19 protein-coding genes are annotated in these 16,863 nt (G+C 68.4%); 8 read left to right on the top strand and 11 right to left on the bottom strand.

Features of this window, described 5'->3' with window-relative positions:
• Window positions 1-4: 4 nt before the first annotated feature.
• From ACFHYQ_RS02820 to ACFHYQ_RS02795, 6 genes are all read right to left on the bottom strand, one after another.
• A complete protein-coding gene (locus ACFHYQ_RS02820; protein WP_394299445.1) occupies window positions 5-793 on the bottom strand; it encodes a dihydrodipicolinate synthase family protein in 789 nt (262 codons plus the stop codon).
• Between the two features lie 8 nt (window positions 794-801).
• Entirely contained in the window at window positions 802-1,299 is a 498-nt protein-coding gene (locus ACFHYQ_RS02815; protein ID WP_394299444.1) for a DUF6190 family protein, read from the bottom strand.
• A complete protein-coding gene (locus tag ACFHYQ_RS02810; protein ID WP_394299443.1) occupies window positions 1,289-2,500 on the bottom strand; it encodes a PLP-dependent aminotransferase family protein in 1,212 nt (403 codons plus the stop codon). The genes ACFHYQ_RS02815 and ACFHYQ_RS02810 overlap by 11 nt, the downstream gene beginning before the upstream one ends.
• Window positions 2,501-2,920: 420 nt before the next feature.
• Window positions 2,921-3,625: a DsbA family oxidoreductase gene (locus tag ACFHYQ_RS02805; protein WP_394299650.1), complete on the bottom strand. Its 705-nt coding sequence runs from the start codon at window positions 3,623-3,625 to the stop codon at window positions 2,921-2,923.
• Window positions 3,626-3,659: 34 nt separating this feature from the next.
• Window positions 3,660-4,484, bottom strand: coding sequence for an oxygen-binding di-iron domain-containing protein (locus ACFHYQ_RS02800; protein WP_394299442.1), 825 nt, complete (start codon window positions 4,482-4,484; stop codon window positions 3,660-3,662).
• 21 nt (window positions 4,485-4,505) lie between these two features.
• Window positions 4,506-5,564: a DMT family transporter gene (locus ACFHYQ_RS02795; RefSeq protein WP_394299441.1), complete on the bottom strand. Its 1,059-nt coding sequence runs from the start codon at window positions 5,562-5,564 to the stop codon at window positions 4,506-4,508.
• Between the two features lie 173 nt (window positions 5,565-5,737).
• Here ACFHYQ_RS02795 and ACFHYQ_RS02790 point away from each other — a divergent pair, with 173 nt between their 5' ends.
• The 3 genes from ACFHYQ_RS02790 to ACFHYQ_RS02780 all read left to right on the top strand — a co-directional run bounded on the left by ACFHYQ_RS02790 (window position 5,738) and on the right by ACFHYQ_RS02780 (window position 8,041).
• Complete coding sequence (locus tag ACFHYQ_RS02790; protein ID WP_394299440.1) at window positions 5,738-6,361, top strand: TetR/AcrR family transcriptional regulator; 624 nt, start codon at window positions 5,738-5,740, stop codon at window positions 6,359-6,361.
• 136 nt (window positions 6,362-6,497) lie between these two features.
• Window positions 6,498-7,412: a LysR substrate-binding domain-containing protein gene (locus tag ACFHYQ_RS02785; RefSeq protein WP_394299439.1), complete on the top strand. Its 915-nt coding sequence runs from the start codon at window positions 6,498-6,500 to the stop codon at window positions 7,410-7,412.
• A gap of 104 nt (window positions 7,413-7,516) precedes the next feature.
• Window positions 7,517-8,041, top strand: a complete 525-nt coding sequence (locus tag ACFHYQ_RS02780; protein WP_394299438.1) for an ATP-binding protein — start codon at window positions 7,517-7,519, stop codon at window positions 8,039-8,041.
• Window positions 8,042-8,110: 69 nt separating this feature from the next.
• Here ACFHYQ_RS02780 and ACFHYQ_RS02775 read toward each other — a convergent pair whose 3' ends face one another.
• Both ACFHYQ_RS02775 and ACFHYQ_RS02770 read right to left on the bottom strand, forming a co-directional pair.
• Complete coding sequence (locus ACFHYQ_RS02775) at window positions 8,111-8,818, bottom strand: DUF5941 domain-containing protein (protein WP_394299437.1); 708 nt, start codon at window positions 8,816-8,818, stop codon at window positions 8,111-8,113.
• A complete protein-coding gene (locus ACFHYQ_RS02770; protein WP_394299436.1) occupies window positions 8,815-10,413 on the bottom strand; it encodes a CDP-alcohol phosphatidyltransferase family protein in 1,599 nt (532 codons plus the stop codon). The genes ACFHYQ_RS02775 and ACFHYQ_RS02770 overlap by 4 nt, the downstream gene beginning before the upstream one ends.
• 273 nt (window positions 10,414-10,686) lie before the next feature.
• Here ACFHYQ_RS02770 and recO point away from each other — a divergent pair, with 273 nt between their 5' ends.
• The 3 genes from recO to ACFHYQ_RS02755 all read left to right on the top strand — a co-directional run bounded on the left by recO (window position 10,687) and on the right by ACFHYQ_RS02755 (window position 13,228).
• The gene (recO, locus tag ACFHYQ_RS02765; protein ID WP_394299435.1) at window positions 10,687-11,493 is read left to right on the top strand and encodes a DNA repair protein RecO; all 807 of its coding nucleotides are present in this window, start codon (window positions 10,687-10,689) and stop codon (window positions 11,491-11,493) included.
• Window positions 11,494-11,598: 105 nt separating this feature from the next.
• Window positions 11,599-12,384 (top strand): isoprenyl transferase, encoded by a 786-nt coding sequence (locus tag ACFHYQ_RS02760; RefSeq protein ID WP_394299434.1) that lies wholly within the window; start codon window positions 11,599-11,601, stop codon window positions 12,382-12,384.
• 28 nt (window positions 12,385-12,412) lie between these two features.
• Window positions 12,413-13,228 (top strand): SDR family NAD(P)-dependent oxidoreductase, encoded by an 816-nt coding sequence (locus tag ACFHYQ_RS02755; protein ID WP_394299433.1) that lies wholly within the window; start codon window positions 12,413-12,415, stop codon window positions 13,226-13,228.
• Here the strand turns inward: ACFHYQ_RS02755 and ACFHYQ_RS02750 are convergent.
• The 3 genes from ACFHYQ_RS02750 to ACFHYQ_RS02740 all read right to left on the bottom strand — a co-directional run bounded on the left by ACFHYQ_RS02750 (window position 13,198) and on the right by ACFHYQ_RS02740 (window position 14,861).
• Window positions 13,198-13,776 carry a CGNR zinc finger domain-containing protein gene (locus ACFHYQ_RS02750; protein WP_394299432.1) on the bottom strand — a complete coding sequence of 193 codons (579 nt, stop codon included), beginning with the start codon at window positions 13,774-13,776 and terminating at the stop codon, window positions 13,198-13,200. The two genes, ACFHYQ_RS02755 and ACFHYQ_RS02750, sit on opposite strands and share 31 nt — an antisense overlap.
• Window positions 13,777-13,883: 107 nt before the next feature.
• Complete coding sequence (locus ACFHYQ_RS02745; RefSeq protein WP_394299431.1) at window positions 13,884-14,321, bottom strand: Fur family transcriptional regulator; 438 nt, start codon at window positions 14,319-14,321, stop codon at window positions 13,884-13,886.
• 99 nt (window positions 14,322-14,420) lie between these two features.
• Window positions 14,421-14,861 (bottom strand): DUF6703 family protein, encoded by a 441-nt coding sequence (locus ACFHYQ_RS02740; protein WP_394299430.1) that lies wholly within the window; start codon window positions 14,859-14,861, stop codon window positions 14,421-14,423.
• A gap of 148 nt (window positions 14,862-15,009) precedes the next feature.
• Between ACFHYQ_RS02740 and ACFHYQ_RS02735 the strand changes: the two genes are divergently transcribed.
• Both ACFHYQ_RS02735 and ACFHYQ_RS02730 read left to right on the top strand, forming a co-directional pair.
• Entirely contained in the window at window positions 15,010-15,312 is a 303-nt protein-coding gene (locus ACFHYQ_RS02735) for an antibiotic biosynthesis monooxygenase family protein (RefSeq protein WP_394299429.1), read from the top strand.
• Between the two features lie 161 nt (window positions 15,313-15,473).
• On the top strand, window positions 15,474-16,859 hold the full coding sequence (locus tag ACFHYQ_RS02730; protein ID WP_394299428.1) for a glycine--tRNA ligase: 1,386 nt from the start codon (window positions 15,474-15,476) through the stop codon (window positions 16,857-16,859).
• The last annotated feature ends 4 nt before the right edge of the window (window positions 16,860-16,863 follow it).

Genomic DNA, 16,863 nt, shown 5'->3' with positions numbered 1-16,863 from the left:
GCCGTCACCTCGCATCTTCGACTGTCGCGTCGGTGTCGATGACCCTTCGTCGACACAGCTCCTTCTTGACGCTCCGGTACCAGTCGTCGCGGAACAGGCCGTATCGTTCGCAGGCGGCGTCGATCGCCTTCTGCCGTTCCATGGAGGGGGCGGCCAGCATGTCGTTGCACAGCCCTGGTTCGAGATTGGCCAGGGGGCCGACGAAACCGGCGACACCGGGCACCTCGTGCAGCAGGTTCTCCCAGCCCTCGAACACCGGGATCCCGAGGTCTGCCGCGACCAGTTTCCTGGTGAACTCGGCCGACCCGCTGGATTCCTTGATCCCGACCACGCCGGGAAGGCGGCAGATCCGCAGCAACGTGTCCAGCGCGATCTGGTTGCCCGACAGCGCCTCCTCGTTGTAGATGAACAGCGGAATCGGCACGGCCGCGCGCAGCGCCCGGTAGTGGCTGTAGATCTCCTCCTGCGCGAGTCCGGGCGCGAACGGGGTGGTCACCGCGATGGCGGCCACGCCGAGTGAGACGGCCGTCTCGGCTCTGGCGATGACCTGTTCGGTCGTCGGTAACTGGATGCCGGCCAGCACCGGCAGCCCCGCTGAGTGACGTACCGTGTACGAGACCATGTCGTGCCACTGCTGTTCCGACAGTTTCCACCCCTCTCCGCTGGAAAGGGTGGGCATCAGCCCGGTGACCTGATGGCGGATCGAATCGATCAGGCGTTGTACGGATTGCTCGGACACCGCGCCCGTCTCGGCCAGCGGCGTGATCAGGGGAACGATGGTTCCTGAATACATGAGCCACCTCAGAGGTTGTCGATGTCGATTCGCAAGGCCAGGGACCGCTCGTAGAGCTGTTCCAGGCCGGCCGGGAAGACGGGCTCCCGCTCGGCCGACTCGATCGGGTGAACCGGGAGGTCGCGTCGACCGAGCAGCCGGGGGCTGGCCGTCACCACGACCGTGTCGCGGCGTATCGCCATCGCCACGAGCAGCCGCTCGTGCGGCGGCAGCCCGGACAGCGATCCCATCTCCAGGGCGAGACGCAGGTCGTCTTCGTCGTAGGCGATGCGGTCGATCGCCATGTCGGTGTGGAGATTGTCCATGAACGGGTAGTAGTCGTCCTGGGTCTGGCGGGGGTACCGCCAGACCAGGTCGTCACAGCGCCCGACGTGCTCCAGGCTCATCAGGACCCGGCCGCCGGGCAGGCGCTCGGTGAAGAAGCGCTTGCAGCCCCGGCGGACCTCGTCGTCGCTGCTGTGCATGCCCATGAACAGGGCGGCGTCCAGGAACGGTTCACTGCTCATGGCGCAGCAGCACCTCTCGCATCCGGTTCATAGCGCAGGCGAACGTTCCGGGTCGGCGGGCGAGCGCGAGGCGGACATAGCGCTCCCCTCTTGCCGGGTCGTTCCAGTAGAAGTACGTGCCGGGCAACACATAGACCTCGCTCTCCAGCAGTTTTTCCTGGAGGGCGGTCGCGGTCAGATCGGCCGGCTTGACCCGGAACCAGGCGACGCTCGTGTTCACCACGGGTTCGACGTACTCGAGGATCGTGCCCTGCATGGCCTTGACGGCCATCGCCCGGTTCTCGGTGATCACGTCGCGTACCGAGGCGAAGTTGTCCTCGATCGAGTCCTCGACGTACTGGGTGAGGAAGTGGAGGACGAACGGCGACACGTTCAGCAGCACGGCCGTCTGAATGTTGTAGACGTCATCCTTGATGTCGTCGCTCACGGTCAACATCGCGCACTTCGCGTCCTGTACCGGCCAGGTCTTGCCGGTGTCCTCCAGCGCCATGTAGGAGACGCCGGATTCCTCGAGAAGCTCGTAGATGTCGAAGCGGCCGATGTTTTCGTCACACAGGGCGAACGACGCGAAGCACAGGTCGAGCATCAGTAGCTTCCCGTGGTCCTTGCAGTAGCGCACCACCTCCCGGAATCCCTCCATCCCGTACTGCAGGAGGCTGAATCCGGTCGGGTTGTTCGGGTCGACGAGGTAGAGGGCGTCCGATTTCAGAGCCTTGAGGTTCGAATAGATGTGAGCCGGGTCGGCCAATGACTCCTCGGGTAGCGGCGAGAGCTCGATCTGCATGTGCTTGAGCAGGTCTACGAGGTTGTCGAAGCACGGCTCGATAAGGCCGACCGACATCTTCCGCTGCATCAGGTACATGGCCGCGACCATTGTCGAGACGCTTGCGGAATACGACAGCCAGGTTTTGCCGGCGGCTGCGGCCGTGGGCTGCTTGTGCAGTCGGAAGAAGGCGTCGATGAAACGCTGCTCGAAATAGGCCTGCTGGTTTTCCTCGGCCTCGTACCAGAAGTCGGGCAGGCGCGAGACTATCTTGTCCTGGCTGGGGGACTGGCGCTGGTGGGTGTGGGCGTCGGCCAGGTTGTACCTGGTCTTCAGGGCCTGGATCTCGTGCTGCGTGAGGTCGACGAGCGCCGAGATATCCGGGGCCTGGGACTGGTCGAGCAGCGTGTCGGTGATTTCGGTGCGGGCGCGGTTCATGGTGGATCCCTTCACTGGTGCGGACCTTTGGGTGGCGCAAGAGCTGGAGGAATCGTGCGTTTGGAGAGACTGACAGGTCTTCTCCTGCGTCCGGAAACCTTGGAGAGTTCGAAAGCCGCTTTATGTGGATTCGGTACGGTTCCGGGTGCCAGAAATGAAATTACTTCGCACGTGCGGAGAAGTCAAGGGTGTGATTGAGATTCGTTCCACGTGGAATGGAATGGGAAAGATGGGTGAGGGGTGACCGTCGGCGGTCGGGGTATGGTCGGAAGTGTAAACGGCGTTCGGGGTGTCCAAAAAGAATCGGCGCGCGTCCTTATTCTTACGCACGCCGATTGAGAGTCGACCGATTATTTTGCTCGAAACTCCCGGTGGGAGCTCTCGAGTATTTACGACGTCAGGGAGGGGGCGAGGGAGCGGTCAGGCGGCTGCGCGCTTGAGGAGGTCCTCGAACACCGTCGGGTCGTCGGAGGCGACGACGGGCCAGCCTATGCCGTAGCCGCCGGCCCAGCTGACCTCGATCCCCGGGTTGGGATGATCAGTGCCATCCGGAAGGAACAGATGCGGACTGCAGTTCACCTGGTCCGTCGCCGCGATCGCGGCCTGTTCCGACAGGGCGCGGCGCGCTCGGCCGTCATCCAGCGCGGCGGCCAGGGCGGAGACGTCCACCACGCCGGTGGACGCCGCGGCGTCCAGGATGACCTTGCGATTGCTGATGCACCTGGACTCGGCCCAGAATGCGCGCCGCAGCGCCAGGTCGAGTTGCTCGGAGGCGGTGAATCCCTGCTCCTTGGCCGCCTGGATCGCCTCCAGCGCGGGGAGCGTCGTGGACGGGTAGAGCCAGTCCTTGGCCTGCCAGAGCTGCCATCCCGCGGCGGGTTCCTGGGCGGCCATCCGTCCTACCTCGCTGTCGGTTCCCGGTCTGGGGCTCGGCGCGTCGTTGAGGAGTTCCAGGGGAAAGGCCCGGTGATCGAACTGAACGCGCCCGGTGAGGCCCAGGCGCTCCCGCGTCTGGTGAAGCCGATGGATGGCGATATGGGCGAAAGAGCACCAAATATCAGAAAAGATGGTGATGGTGCCGGGCTCCGGGGTCAGGTCGACCCGGGAGGAACTCTGCGGTGTCACGGACAAGATGTTCTCCTTGTGCGGCGGATGTCGGTCAGGCGGCGTCGACGCCGAGTGCCGTGCCCTCGTGTTCGGCGAGCAGAGCCTCCACGAGGACGTCCTCGTCCGGCAACCACGGGGTCATGGTGGGGACCGAGCGCATCGTCGCGGCGAGGGTCTCGGTGCGGTCCAGGACGGTGGCGCCGTGTGAGCTCAGGATCCGCCTGGGCCCGAGCCGGACCAGGTTGTCCAGCACGGCGTCGAACTTGGCCGGGTCGGCGAGTGCGGTCCATGGTGCGTTGGCCCTGGTGAACAGGGCCATGCCGGCTAAGTAGACGGCCTCGGGGATGTCTTGTGCGTTCTCGGCCGGCCCTGGAAGGACCGCGCCGAAGCTGTCTGAGCTGAACAGCGACTGCGTTGTGAGGTCGTACAGAGCCAGCGTCGAGGGGGAGTCGTAGGCAGGGGGGCGGAGCAGGGAGACGCTCCTGCCCCCGAGGTCGAGTGTGCGCCCGGGGTTGACCTGGATCACCCGGTTCGCCGGAACGTCCCATTCCTCTCCGAGACGCGCGATGGCCAGGCCGTTGGTGATCAGTTTGGCCCGTGGCGCCGCCATCAGGATCTCTTTGAGGTTTCCGGCATGGTCCCGGTCGTCATGGGTGAGCAAGATCCAGCGCAGTTCCGTCGGATCGACCAGGGACCACAGGGCCTGCTCGAAGTACCCGCGGTCGATCGCCATTCCAGTGTCGACCAGGATCGGCTCCGGGCCGCGGATCAGGTACGCGTTGACAGGCAGCAGACCCGCGCCGGCGATGGGCAGCGACGACGGCAGTGCGAAGACATCGGGTGCGGCCTGGTATGGCGTGCGAAGGTTGGAGGGCATGGAGGGGGTCCTTTCGGTGGTTCAGGTGAGCTGGACGAGCACCGAGCCGACGATGAGCAGCGTGAGACCGGTCAGACGGGGAGTCGTGAGCGGCCGCCGGGGCAGTCGGAAGAGGCCGTAATTGTCGATTACCGCCGAGGCGACCTGCTGCCCGGTCACGGTGAGCGCGACCGTGGTGGCGGCGCCGATCGTCGGGATGAGCGTGAAGGTGGCGGTGACGTAGGCCGCCGCGCAGGCGCCACCGAGCCATCCCCACCACGGCATCGTGCTGAGCGGCGCGAACCGCGGCCGGGGAGTCCGGCGGAGTGCGAGCAGGACGAGCAGCACCACGGCGATGGTGATCGTCGCGACGATGAAGCTGATCAGCGCGGTGGTCAGCGGTTGGTGGACGTCGTCGCGCAGCAAGGCGTTCACCGCGCCCTGGACGGGTAGCACGCCGCCCGCGACGATGCCGAGCACGATCCAGCCGATCTGGCCGAGGCCCCCGGGCTTGACGGACGGAGAGGGCGTGGTGGCCGCCCGGGCCGGTGCGGTGACGGTGGCGGCGGCGGCGCGGACGGAGCCGCCGCCGGAGTTCGACGCCGGTCCCGGCACCGGTCCCGACGCCGGTCCCGGCTGCGCGGAAGTCTTCCCGGGGCGCTGGCCGCGGATGATGACCGTGATGCCGACGAGAACGGCGAGCGCGCCGAGCGCGATCCCCGCGCTGAGCGGCTTGCGTGTTATGCCGAGCAGACCGAACAGGTCCAGCCCCAGGGAGGCGAACATCTGGCCGGTCACGAACAGCCCCGCGGCGGCCAGGGCGCCCAGCCGGGGAAACAGCAGGATGCCGCTGGTGATGTAGAGCGGGCTCGCGAGGCCGCCGAGCAGATGCCAGAACGGGGCGTCGGGCACCAGGCGGATCGCGCCGATCGCGCCCACGGCGATCGCGAGGAGCGCCAGCAGGGCGGTCGCCACACCCAGTTGCAGTGTGGAGGCACCGTACGGAGTGCCGACGGCCTTGTTGAGCTGGAGGTTCACTGAGGCTTGCACTGCCAGTAAGCAGCCGACCAGCAGTGCCGCGGCGAGGAACAGGGCATGCATGGGAATCCTCTTCGACAGAAGTGGACATGGTGTCCGGATGACACTATTCGATAAGTGGACACTCTGTCCATATAGTTCCGTCGAGGGCCTACCATGGGCTTATGAACAACGGGTTGGCGAACCCCGGCGGGAGCCGGCGCAACGGCCACGTTCCAGCGGGGAAGGCACCTCCGATGGGTCCAGAACACCGCGAACTCCCGATGCTCCATCCGGAAGCGGGGCCGGGTGTGCGACGGCCGGCACGCGAGCGAGCGGACGCCGCACGCAATCGCATGCGCGTACTGAAGGCCGCCGAACGGCTGTTCACGACGAAAGACGCGCGGCACGTCACGATGGATGAGATCGCCAAGGAGGCCGGGGTAGGGCGGGCCACTCTCTACCGCCGATATCCGGACCCCGCCTCCATCGCGATCGCGCTGCTCGATGAGCACGAGCGGCAGCTTCAGGGGCATATCCTGACCGGTCCGCCGCCCCTCGGTCCCGGCACCGCACCGGCCGGGCGGCTCGCCGCCTTCTACGTCGCCATGATCGACCTGCTGGAGCGCCACCTGCATCTCGTCCTCGGTGCGGAGACCGGAGGCGCACGTCTCCGTACCGGCGCCTACGGCTTCTGGCGCACCCATGTCCGGATGCTGCTCGCCGAGGCCGGCGTGCCAGAACCCGAGAGCGTGGTGGACGCTCTCCTGGCCCCGCTCGCGCCCGAGGTCTACCAGTTCCAGCGGCGCACGCTCGGTCTGTCCCAGCAGCAGATCACCGAGTCGCTCGTGTGGCTCGCCCACCGAACGGCCTCCGGCTGATCACCGCCGTCGGCGTCGCGCCCGGCACCCGGATTTCGCAGCGGGAAAACTCCTGATCATCCGCGCGGAAAGTCAGCGGAAAAGCAGCCGAAGTTCCTCCCAGTTGCGGCAGCCGTACGCGACTGAGACGGTCACAATGGGTTGCGTGGCGGACGTCAACTTCACACTCGTCCAGCTGCGTTACTTCGTGACCGCGGCCGAGCTCGGCAGCATGACCGCGGCCAGCAGAGAGCTGATGGTGGCGCAGTCGGCGATTTCGGCCGCCATCGCCCAGGTAGAGCGGGAGCTCGGCGTCCAGCTGCTGATCCGCCATCATGCCAGGGGGCTGTCGCTCACCCGGTCGGGGGAGCGGTTCCTCGTGGAGGCACGGGAGTTCCTGTCCCACGCCGCCGCGCTCGCCCAGTCGGCCCGCGGACTCGCCGGCTCGCTGACCGGCGAGCTCGCCGTCGGCTGCCTGACCGCGCTCGCGCCGTTCTACCTGTCCCGGCTGCTGCGCGAGTTCGCGGGCCGGTTCCCCGGGGTCCGCGTCACGGTCACGGAGGGGGAGATCTCCGCCATGGAGGCCGCCCTGCTCGACGGCCGGTGCGAGGCCGCCCTGGTCTACGCGACCGATCTCGCCCTCGATCTCGACCTCCGGCTGCTCACCCAGGCTCGGCCGCACGCGTTGCTGCCGCCCGGGCATCGGCTCGCCCAGGCAGAGGCCATCTCGCTGGCCGACCTGGCGGGGGAGCCCATGATCCTGCTGGACCTGCCGCGCAGCCGCGACTACTTCCGCACGATCTACGCCAGCGAGCCCCGGGTGCGGTTCCGTACGTCCAGCTATGAGACGGCCCGGTCGCTGGTGGCGGGCGGGCACGGCTACTCGATACTCACGCAGCGGGCGGCGACCGACCAGACATACGACGGAGGCCGGGTGGTCAGCGTGCCGATCAGCGACGAGGTGCCGCCGCTCGACGTCGTGCTGGCCTCGGTGCGCGGCGTACGGCCCACGGCCCGCGCGACGGCGTTCGCCGAGACGTGCGCGGCGTTCTTCGCCGCGATGCCCGAGTGACGACAATTGCACGTGCAAGCGCGCTTGCACCGGCAAGGCGCAGGGCAAGATACCCGACGACAGGGAAACTCACATGTGACGGGTGACGACCTGAGGGAACGGCGATGACCGCAGATCTGGCAGGGCCGGGAGCCGCGACAGCGCCTTCGTGGCTGGCCGCGATGTTCGAGCAGGACGACGTCGCAGGCCCGCAGGTCCCGCCGTCGGTCGTGTGCGTCCTCCAGGGTGGCAGTGTTTCTCCCGCCCTCGCCCGGGAATTCACCGCCAGGACGTTGCGCGGGTGGGGCGTCCCGCGGCTCGTCCCCGACGCCCAGGTCGTCGTGTCCGAGTTGGTGACCAACGCGCTCCGGCACGCTCCCCACTGTCAAGATCCGCAGTGTCACGATCTCGGCGGCCCGCCCATCCTGCTGAGGTTGGTGAACCACGTCGATTCGACCGGCCGCTTTCATACCGGCTGTGGCGTCAGCGACGCCAGCGAACGAGTCCCGGCGTTGACGAGGGAGCCCGACCTGTCCGCGGAGACGGGCCGGGGCCTTCACCTCGTCGACGCGTTGAGCATCGCGTGGGGGTGGATCCTCACCGGCAGCGGCAAGATCGTGTGGGCCCTGTTCGACGACCGAGCCCATTGAGAGTCCACTGAAGACCCACTGAGGCCGGTACGGCCCAGCCCTACTGGGCCCGGCCGTACCGGAGGGGCATTATGCCTGGTCGGCGTCGCCGGTGACCTGCTCGGCCGCCTCCTCGGGCGACTGCTCGAGGTCCTGGTCGGCGTGGGCCTGGGCGGACGCCTTGTCCAGCCGCACCCAGCTCACCACGCTCTCCACCGAGAACAGGACGAGCAGGTATGCCGTGAGGACGGCGGCGACGGCGGTCAGCCATCCGGCCGCCGCTCCCACACCCAGGATCAGCAGCCGGCCCTCCCAGCCGAGCCCGGCCCGGAAGAGCCATGCCGGCGGCCAGATGCCCTGTCTGGTCCGGTAGACCGTGTCGTACGTGTGGTAGCCGATCGCATAGAGCAGGACGAACAGCAGCCACTTGGGGGTGCCCTCGGCCAGTCCGAGCAGGATGATCGTGAGGAACTCGGCGGCCCGCAGCAGCGGCGGGGTGAGCCAGTCCAGCCGGCCGAGATGGTCGCTCGGCCCGCTCGGCACGACCAGGACGACGAGGATCAGCACGGGCGCCAGCAGGCTCACTCCCGAGCTGAGGACATCGCCGACGGCCAGGGCCACGATGGCGAGCACCGCTACGAGCGTCGCGGGCACGGGCGGCAGACCACGGCCCAGCACTCTCTTCAGGGCGGTGACGATGGGGCCGTCGTCCCGGTAGGCCAGCAGTCGCTCGGTCTGGATGCGGCGGCGCTCCTCGTCCGGGTCGGGGATCGTGGTGGCCTGCGGCTGGGTGATCATGCGAGAGACCTCAGGATGCGTCCGGTGAGGGTGTAGATGGTCGCGACGCCGCCCCAGATCACGAGCGTGAGGAAGGTGACGCGGGGGTCGAAGAAGGCCGCGGTGATCGCGATGGCGGCGAAACGCTCCCCGATGGGGAACACGATCATCTTGCGCGCCCAGTGCACGGGACGGAACTTCCCGGCCTTGGTCCAGAGCTTGAGCAGGTTGCGGATGCCGGAGTCGCGGCCGGCCTTGCGCTCCTCCAGTGCCTCGCGCAGCGGGCGGTCGTCGGCGACCGTCAACTCAAGCGTGGGCAGCGGCACGGGCGGCCTGCGCCGGTTGGCCGCACCGAACGAGAAGTCGAGCAGGTGCTTGACCGACTGAAGCCCCAGCGCCACCAGGGCGAGGGTCCAGATCCCTTCTCCGTCCCCGAACTGCCCGGACACGGTCGCTCCGACGGCGAGGCCGACGAAGACGGCGTATTCCTTGAACCGGTCGAACGTGGCGTCCAACCAGGCCCCCAACACGCCGAACTTCCTGGCATATCGGGCGACCTGTCCGTCGACGCAGTCGAAGACGAAGGCGAAGTAGATGAGCACGGCACCGGCGATCGCACCCCACCGGGTGCCGGTCGCGAACGCGCCGGCCGACAGCAGGCCGAGGAAGATCGAGATGAGGGTGACCTGGTTGGGGGTCAGGCCACGGCGGGCCGCCCAGCGCGCGATGAACCTCGAATAGGTGCTGACGAAGAACGTGGTGAAGAAGCCGTCGGCGCCCTTGACGGCGTTGTCCAGCCGGGCCCGGTCCTCGTTGAACCCGGCCATCTCCCCCAGGGCCTCCTCCGCCCCCCGCTGGGTGTGGATCCGGCGGTAGAACAGGTCCCGGCGGCCCCGTACGCTGACCCGCACGCCGCGCCGTACGAGGCCCAGCACGAGCAACTCGACGACGTCGTCCTCGGGACCGAACAGGTGGGCCATGTCCGCGAGCTCGCGGGCGGCCTCGGCGAGGACGGCGGCGTGCCGCTGGTGGAGGTGGAGCGGTCCCAGCAGCGCGGCGTTGGGCCGGGTGACGGCGTGGTACGCGGTGCCGACCGAGATCACCCGCCCGCGGCCGGCCCGGGTGCGCTGGGGGAGACCCTCCAACGTCTTCCGGCCGATCTCGGGCTCCGCCTCCTCGATGGGGGGCTCCTCCGGCGCGTCCTCGGGCCGCTCCTCGCGGAGGATCAGCGCGAGGGCGTGCCGCTTGGCCTTGTCGATCTGGTAGATCAGCTCGTCGTGTACCAGCGACTGCGCGGGCAGGATCAGCAGGTTGTCGGTCGAGTCTTCGACCGCGTCGGCGAGCGCCCGGAGGTCCCCGGCCACGTCGCGGCTCTCCACGACACTCCCCCGGCCCGCAGCGGATACGCACTGCCTGAAGGCAGGGGCGTCGGCGGGCCGGGCGATGGTGGTCGGCTCGGGATCGAGTGAGGCGAGCTGCCCGAGCAGCCTGCCATACACCGAAGGAGCTCCGGGAAGCGACGCCAACGTGATGTCCGCCGGCGACACGGGCTGGCCGCCTGGCGGTGGAGAACCGATCGGGCCGGGCGGCGTGCCCAGCAGGACCACGCGGGTCATGGCAACCTTTCAAGCGACAGGGGGATCAGGCTCTAGGACGTGCCCCCGGATCGTCGCCCTGGCGAGACCCACAGGACACTCCCTGGCTTGACCGGCGCGGGAAAAATCCGCCGGAGGCCAAAGCTTAGTGACCTTTCGGCTGAACCGGTGCACTCCGGGCACACCGTACGACTAAGGCGTCCGTCACCAGCCCATCATTACCGAATATTCACCTTATCGAGCTCAGCCGTCATCACCCGCGGCCGCCTACGACGACACCCATAGGATGGGCGTGTGAGTCTCTACCGGGACGAGGGCGTCGTGCTGCGCACGCAGAAGCTGGGCGAGGCCGACCGCATCATCACGATCCTCACCAGGCGCACCGGCAAGGTCAGGGGCGTGGCCAAGGGCGTACGCAAGACGATGTCGCGCTTCGGTGCGCGCCTGGAGCCGTTCTCCCACGTCGACCTGCAACTGCACGCCGGCCGGTCACTCGACGTGATCACCCAGGTCGAGACCCTGCGTCCGTACGGCGAGGCGCTCGTGACCGACTATCCCCGCTACACCGCCGGCACGGCCATGCTGGAGACGGCCGACCGGCTGATCATGGGGGAGAAGGAGCCGGCCCTGCGCCAGTTCCTGCTGATGCTGGGCGGCCTGCGCACGCTCGCCGAGGGCACGCACGAGCCCCGGCTGGTGCTGGACGCGTTCTTCCTGCGCTCGCTGGCCGTGGCGGGGTACGCCCCCGCGCTGTCGGGGTGCGCCAGATGCGGGGCGGAGGCCGTACGAGCCTTCGCGATCGCGTCGGGTGGCGTGGTCTGCGGCGCGTGCCGCCCGGCCGGGGCGGCGGTCCCCGCGGCCGAGACGATCGCGTTGATGATCGCCTTGCTGCGCGGCGACTGGGCGGCGGCCGACGCCTCGGAGTCCCGGCACAGGACCGAGTGCAGCGGTCTCGTCGCGGCCTACCTGCAATGGCATCTGGAGCAGGGCATCCGGTCCCTGCGCCATGTCGAAAGAGAATGGGCCGGCAGGGATCCGGTCGACAGGGAGTGGCCGGAAGGCCGGGCGTCCCACCCCGGAGAGGCCGCCCGGACGCGGTAGGAGTGCCCGATGCCTCAACCAGCCCCTTCAACCCCGCGGAGGCGTGCACAGGATTCGCACGTTTTCTCCGCCTGAGGACCCTCGCGGACGCAATACGCTCGAAGCATGGTCCGTCCTCCGACTCCGCATCCCTCCGGGGCGATCCCGCCCCCCATCCCGCGCGACCTCGTCCCGCGGCACGTCGCGATCGTCATGGACGGCAACGGCCGCTGGGCGAAGGCGCGCGGGCTGCCGAGGACCGAGGGCCACAAGATGGGCGAGGCGTCGCTGTTCGACGTCATCGAGGGTGCGATAGAGCTCGGCGTCCCTTACCTGTCGGCGTACGCGTTCTCGACCGAGAACTGGAGACGCTCGCCTGATGAGGTCCGGTTCCTGATGGGCTTCAACCGGGACGTGATCCGCCGCCGCCGCGACCAGCTCAACGAGATGGGGGTCCGGGTCCGCTGGGCCGGCCGTCCCGGGCGGCTCTGGAGGAGCGTCATCAAAGAGCTCGAGGACGCCGAGCGGATGTCCGCGCACAACACGACGATGACCCTGCAGTTCTGCGTCAACTACGGGGGCCGCGCTGAGATCGTCGATGCCGCCGTCGAACTCGCCCGGGACGTCGCCGCCGGCCGCGTCAAGCCCGACAAGGTGTCGGAGAAGGTGTTCGCCCGCTACCTCGACGAGCCCGACATCCCCGACGTCGATCTGTTCATCCGGTCGTCCGGCGAGCAGCGCACGTCGAACTTCCTGCTCTGGCAGTCCGCCTACGCCGAGATGGTCTTCCTCAACCGGCTGTGGCCGGATTTCGACCGCCGTGACCTGTGGCAGGCGTGCGAGGTCTACGCCAAGCGCGACAGGCGGTACGGCGGGGCCGTACCGAACGAGGTGCGGCCGAGTAACGCCTGACCACCTCGGCGGATAAGATCCCCTTTCCATGGACCTCGCGCTCGACGGGAAGACCGCGTTCGTCACCGGTGGCACGCACGGGATCGGGCTGGCCATCGCCCAGGCCCTGGCAGCCGAAGGGGTCGGCGTCGCGGTCTGCGGCCGCGACGCCGCACGGCTGGAGGAGGCCGTGTCACAGCTGGCCGGGCCGGGCGCCCGACACGAGGGCGTTCAGCACGAGGGCGTTCCGGTTCACGGCGTCCAGGCCGATGTCACCGACCCGGTACGGCTCGGCGAGGCGGTCCGGGAGGCGGCCGAGCGGCTCGGCGGGCTCGATCTGCTGGTGGCCAACGCGGGCGGCGCGTCAGGTGGCGGGCTGCTCGACTCGACCCCCGATGACTGGGCGTACACCTATGGGGTCAACGTGCTGCACGCCGCCAACGCCATCCGCGCCGCGGTGCCGTACTTCGAACGGCGCGGCGGGGGAAGCGCGTTGATCATCGCGTCGATCACCGGCTGGAAGCCGGGCCCCAGGTCGTCCTACGCCTCGGCGAAGGCCGCCGAGATCCATCTGGCCGCCGCTCTGGGACAGGAACTCGGCCCGCGGCGCATCCGCGTCAACGCGCTGAGTCCGGGCTCCGTCCTGTTCGAGGGCGGCGGCTGGGACGAGTTCCGCCGGGCGCGGCCGGAGCGGTTCGCGGCGTTCGCCCGGGAGGACTTCCCCATGGGCCGCCTGGTCGAACTCCGCGAGGTGACCGACGTCGCATGCTTCCTGCTGTCGGACCGGGCGAGCGGGGTGAACGGGGCGAACGTCTGCGTGGACGGCGGCCAGGATCACCCCACCGCCGGACGTTTCTTCCCCTGATCGCGCTCCGGACGCCGACGGGCGCGGTAGGCGGCGACGTGCATGCGGTTTCCGCAGGTACGGCTGTCGCAGTAGACCCGGGAGCGGTTCCTGGACTCGTCCACGAAGACGTGCTCGCAGTCCGGCGCGCGGCACCTGCGCAGCCGTTCCCACTCGTTCTCGACCAGCACGTGCGCGAGGGCGACCCCGCAGTCGGCGGCGAGATGCTCGGCGAGCGACGCGCCGGGGGCGAAGTAGTGGATGTGCAGCGCGAAACCGTCGTGCTCGGCGAGTCTCGGCGTGATGCTCGTTCGGCCCAGCAGCTTGTTGAGCCGGGTGACGGCCGCGATCTGGTCGGGGGCGGTGAACACGTCGTGGAAGTCGGTGCGAAGCGTGCGGACCTCGGCCAGATCCCGGACGGTCACGGCGTCGACCCCGCTGACCCGGCGCTTGCGTACGAACGCTCGGAGGTCATCGATGTCGACCAACGCGTCGTGGTCGCCGGCGGCGGTGTTGATCAATTCCACCACGGTGGCCAGCGAGTACACCATGTCATGGCCGAATGGCATGGCAGGCACTCCTCTGTAGCGGCGCTGGCAGCGTATCTCGCGGGTGGCTCTGGCGCGGCGACATCAAGAACATCGGTGGCCAGAACATTCGCCTGGTCACGGGCGGATCACTCGGATGCGATCCCCTTCGTGGTCCCCTTGGCGGTCCCGGTGAGGGCTGTGGTCCCGGTGCAGGAGGAGCAGGTGCCGAAGACCTCAACGGTATGGGTGATCTCACTGAAGCCGTGCTCGACGCCGATGGCGTCGGCCCAGTGCTCGACGTCGGGGTTGGCGACCTCGATGGTGAGCCCGCAGCGTCGGCAGACGAGATGGTGGTGATGGGCGGCGCTCTCGCAGGCCCGGTAGACGGACTCGCCGTCGGCCGTGAGCAGCACATCGACGCGGCCGTCGTCCTGCAGTGCCTGCAGCGCCCGGTACACGGTGGTCAGGCCGATCTTCGCGCCGTCCGCACGCATCTCGGCGAACACGTCCTGGGCACTGCGGAAGCCCGGGCTCTGACGCAGGATCTCGTGTACGGCCTCGCGGCTCTTGGGACTCCTGGTCATGATGTCTCCTGTGTACGGCTTCGCCCTAGAATCTACCGAAGGCAGGTCAGGAGCCGGACCAGGCTATCGGGAGGGGTCGAAATCGGCCGATCGGGTCGATCAGATCAGGCCGAAGCGGGTGGCGGTGAGCAGGATGAGGAAGGTGCTGAGCGCCACTCGCAGCAGGCGCCCGCCGACGCGCAGCGACGGCCACGACAGGTACGCCAGCCAGACGACGAACGCGAGCACGGGAAGCACGGCCACGGCCCCCCGCCAGTCCGGCACGACGAGGCCGACGAGCAGCAGCACGATCATGACGACCGGAAGCAGCCAGCGTGGCAGTCGGAACAGGAACACCAGCGGCGCGGCGCTCTTCAGTTCGACCGCCCGCCTGACGCCGGTCGCCCCGGGAGTGAAGAATGATTCGCCCGCGGGCAGCGGACGCCGTGCCGGCCGTGAGGCCGCCGCCGGGCGCGCCTGCTCGCGGGCCAGCGGGTGAGCCGGGAGCGAGCGGGCCGCCCTGGTCGGGCGCCGCCGTTTCGGATCGGTTTCGCTTCCCACAAGCCGAGCTTAGGCCATGTCGGGCTTCCTCCGTTTCTCACAGGGAGGCGGCCTTCTCACACGGGGACGGCCTTCTCGCAGGGAGGCGGCGGAAGGCGGACGCGGGTGGCGGCTGGAGCCGTACGGCGCGCATGGCATGCTTGGACCCGTGATCGCGCTGATCCGCTACTCGGTTCCCGGCTCCCGAACAGAGGAGTTCGCCTCGGGCGCGCGCGCCATCCTCGAGGTGCTGGCCGCGCAGCCCGGATACGTGCGCGGGCAGTTGGCGAGGTCGGTCGACGAACCCGCTCTGTGGGCGCTGGTCAGCGAGTGGGAGGGCGCGGGGTTCTACCGGCGGGCGCTCTCGGCGGCAAGGATGGCCATGTACCCGCTGATGACGCTCATGATCAATGAGCCCGGCGCGTTCGAGGGGGTTTACGGCCTCCCGGAAACGCCTGTCGGCGACATCTGAGCGAGAGGGCGCGGGAGTCCCCTAAGCTTGTCCACAGACTCGGGCAGGTGCCCGGCCTCACCTGCTCTGATTCAACCTGATATGTCCGGATTTGACCTCACTTGTCTGATCTGTCTGATCCTGATCTCAACGCCGACACCCAGCCGGATGGAGTTCCACTGATGGCACGTCGCACCGACGTACTGGAAACGATCGTCAGCCTCTCTAAGCGCCGCGGGCTCGTCTTCCCGTCGAGTGAGATCTACGGAGGTCTGCGAGCGTCCTGGGACTACGGACCTCTCGGTGTCGAGCTCAAGAACAACGTCAAGCGCGAGTGGTGGAAGGCCGTGGTGCAGGGCCGCGACGACGTCGTCGGCCTGGACTCCTGCGTCATCCTCGCCCGCGAGGTGTGGCAGGCCAGCGGCCATGTCGACACCTTCACCGACCCGCTGACCGAGTGCCAGTCCTGCCACAAGCGCTTCCGCGCCGACCACCTGATCGAGGCGTACGAGGAGAAGCACGGCACCGAGCCGGCCGGCGGCCTGGCCGACCTCAGCTGCCCCAACTGTGGCAACAAGGGAACCTTCACCCCGCCCAGACAGTTCAGCGGGCTGCTGAAGACCTTCCTCGGCCCGGTCGAGGACGAGTCGGGTCTGGCCTACCTGCGGCCGGAGACCGCCCAGGGCATCTTCATCAACTACCTGAACGTGCAGCAGGCGGCGCGCAGGAAGGTGCCGTTCGGCATCGGCCAGATCGGCAAGTCCTTCCGCAACGAGATCACTCCCGGCAACTTCATCTTCCGTACCCGCGAGTTCGAGCAGATGGAGATGGAGTTCTTCGTCAAGCCGGGTACCGACGAGGAGTGGCACCAGTACTGGATCGACGAGCGGCTGCGCTGGTACGTGGACCTCGGCATCAACAAGGACAACCTCCGGCTCTACGAGCACCCGAAGGAGAAGCTGTCCCACTACTCGAAGCGGACCGTGGACATCGAGTACCGGTTCAACTTCACCGGCGGCGAGTGGGGTGAGCTGGAGGGCATCGCCAACCGGACCGACTTCGACCTGACCGCGCACGGCAAGGCGTCCGGTACTGACCTGTCGTTCTTCGAGCAGGAGTCCGGCGAGCGCTATGTGCCGTTCGTCATCGAGCCCGCCGCGGGCGTGGACCGGGCGACGCTGACCTTCCTCGTCGACGCCTACACGGTGGACCAGGCGCCCAACGCCAAGGGCGTGATGGAGGAGCGGACCGTGATGCGGCTCGACCACCGGCTGGCTCCGGTCAAGGCGGCCGTGCTGCCGCTGTCGCGCAACGCCGACCTGTCGCCGAAGGCCCGGGACCTCGCCGCGCAGCTACGCCGTCGGTGGAACGTGGACTTCGACGACGCCGGCGCGATCGGCCGCCGCTACCGCCGACAGGACGAGATCGGCACGCCGTTCGCGATCACGGTCGACTTCGACACGCTCGAAGACCATGCCGTGACGATCCGCGAGCGCGACAGCATGGCCCAGGAGCGGGTCGCTCTCGACCAGGTCGAGTCCTACCTCCGCCGACACCTCAACGACTGATCCC

The organism is Sphaerimonospora cavernae, assembly GCF_042435035.1.
Taxonomy (GTDB): Bacteria; Actinomycetota; Actinomycetes; order Streptosporangiales; family Streptosporangiaceae; genus Sphaerimonospora; species Sphaerimonospora cavernae.
Note: the sequence above shows the minus strand (reverse complement) of the source record. Positions and strands in the feature narration are given on the sequence as shown.

Excerpts from the sequence above, each read along its gene's own strand:
- ACFHYQ_RS02810 (WP_394299443.1), bottom strand. The coding sequence starts at position 2,500 with ATGAACCGCGCCCGCACCGAAATCACCGACACGCTGCTCGACCAGTCC.
- ACFHYQ_RS02770 (WP_394299436.1), bottom strand. The coding sequence starts at position 10,413 with ATGACCCGCGTGGTCCTGCTGGGCACGCCGCCCGGCCCGATCGGTTCT.
- ACFHYQ_RS02815 (WP_394299444.1), bottom strand. The coding sequence starts at position 1,299 with ATGAGCAGTGAACCGTTCCTGGACGCCGCCCTGTTCATGGGCATGCAC.
- ACFHYQ_RS02800 (WP_394299442.1), bottom strand. The coding sequence starts at position 4,484 with ATGCCCTCCAACCTTCGCACGCCATACCAGGCCGCACCCGATGTCTTC.
- ACFHYQ_RS02750 (WP_394299432.1), bottom strand. The coding sequence starts at position 13,776 with ATGCCATTCGGCCATGACATGGTGTACTCGCTGGCCACCGTGGTGGAA.
- ACFHYQ_RS02775 (WP_394299437.1), bottom strand. The coding sequence starts at position 8,818 with ATGATCACCCAGCCGCAGGCCACCACGATCCCCGACCCGGACGAGGAG.
- ACFHYQ_RS02790 (WP_394299440.1), top strand. The coding sequence starts at position 5,738 with ATGGGTCCAGAACACCGCGAACTCCCGATGCTCCATCCGGAAGCGGGG.
- ACFHYQ_RS02795 (WP_394299441.1), bottom strand. The coding sequence starts at position 5,564 with ATGCATGCCCTGTTCCTCGCCGCGGCACTGCTGGTCGGCTGCTTACTG.
- ACFHYQ_RS02745 (WP_394299431.1), bottom strand. The coding sequence starts at position 14,321 with ATGACCAGGAGTCCCAAGAGCCGCGAGGCCGTACACGAGATCCTGCGT.
- ACFHYQ_RS02820 (WP_394299445.1), bottom strand. The coding sequence starts at position 793 with ATGTATTCAGGAACCATCGTTCCCCTGATCACGCCGCTGGCCGAGACG.
- ACFHYQ_RS02780 (WP_394299438.1), top strand. The coding sequence starts at position 7,517 with ATGACCGCAGATCTGGCAGGGCCGGGAGCCGCGACAGCGCCTTCGTGG.
- ACFHYQ_RS02755 (WP_394299433.1), top strand. The coding sequence starts at position 12,413 with ATGGACCTCGCGCTCGACGGGAAGACCGCGTTCGTCACCGGTGGCACG.
- ACFHYQ_RS02730 (WP_394299428.1), top strand. The coding sequence starts at position 15,474 with ATGGCACGTCGCACCGACGTACTGGAAACGATCGTCAGCCTCTCTAAG.
- ACFHYQ_RS02760 (WP_394299434.1), top strand. The coding sequence starts at position 11,599 with ATGGTCCGTCCTCCGACTCCGCATCCCTCCGGGGCGATCCCGCCCCCC.
- ACFHYQ_RS02785 (WP_394299439.1), top strand. The coding sequence starts at position 6,498 with ATGGGTTGCGTGGCGGACGTCAACTTCACACTCGTCCAGCTGCGTTAC.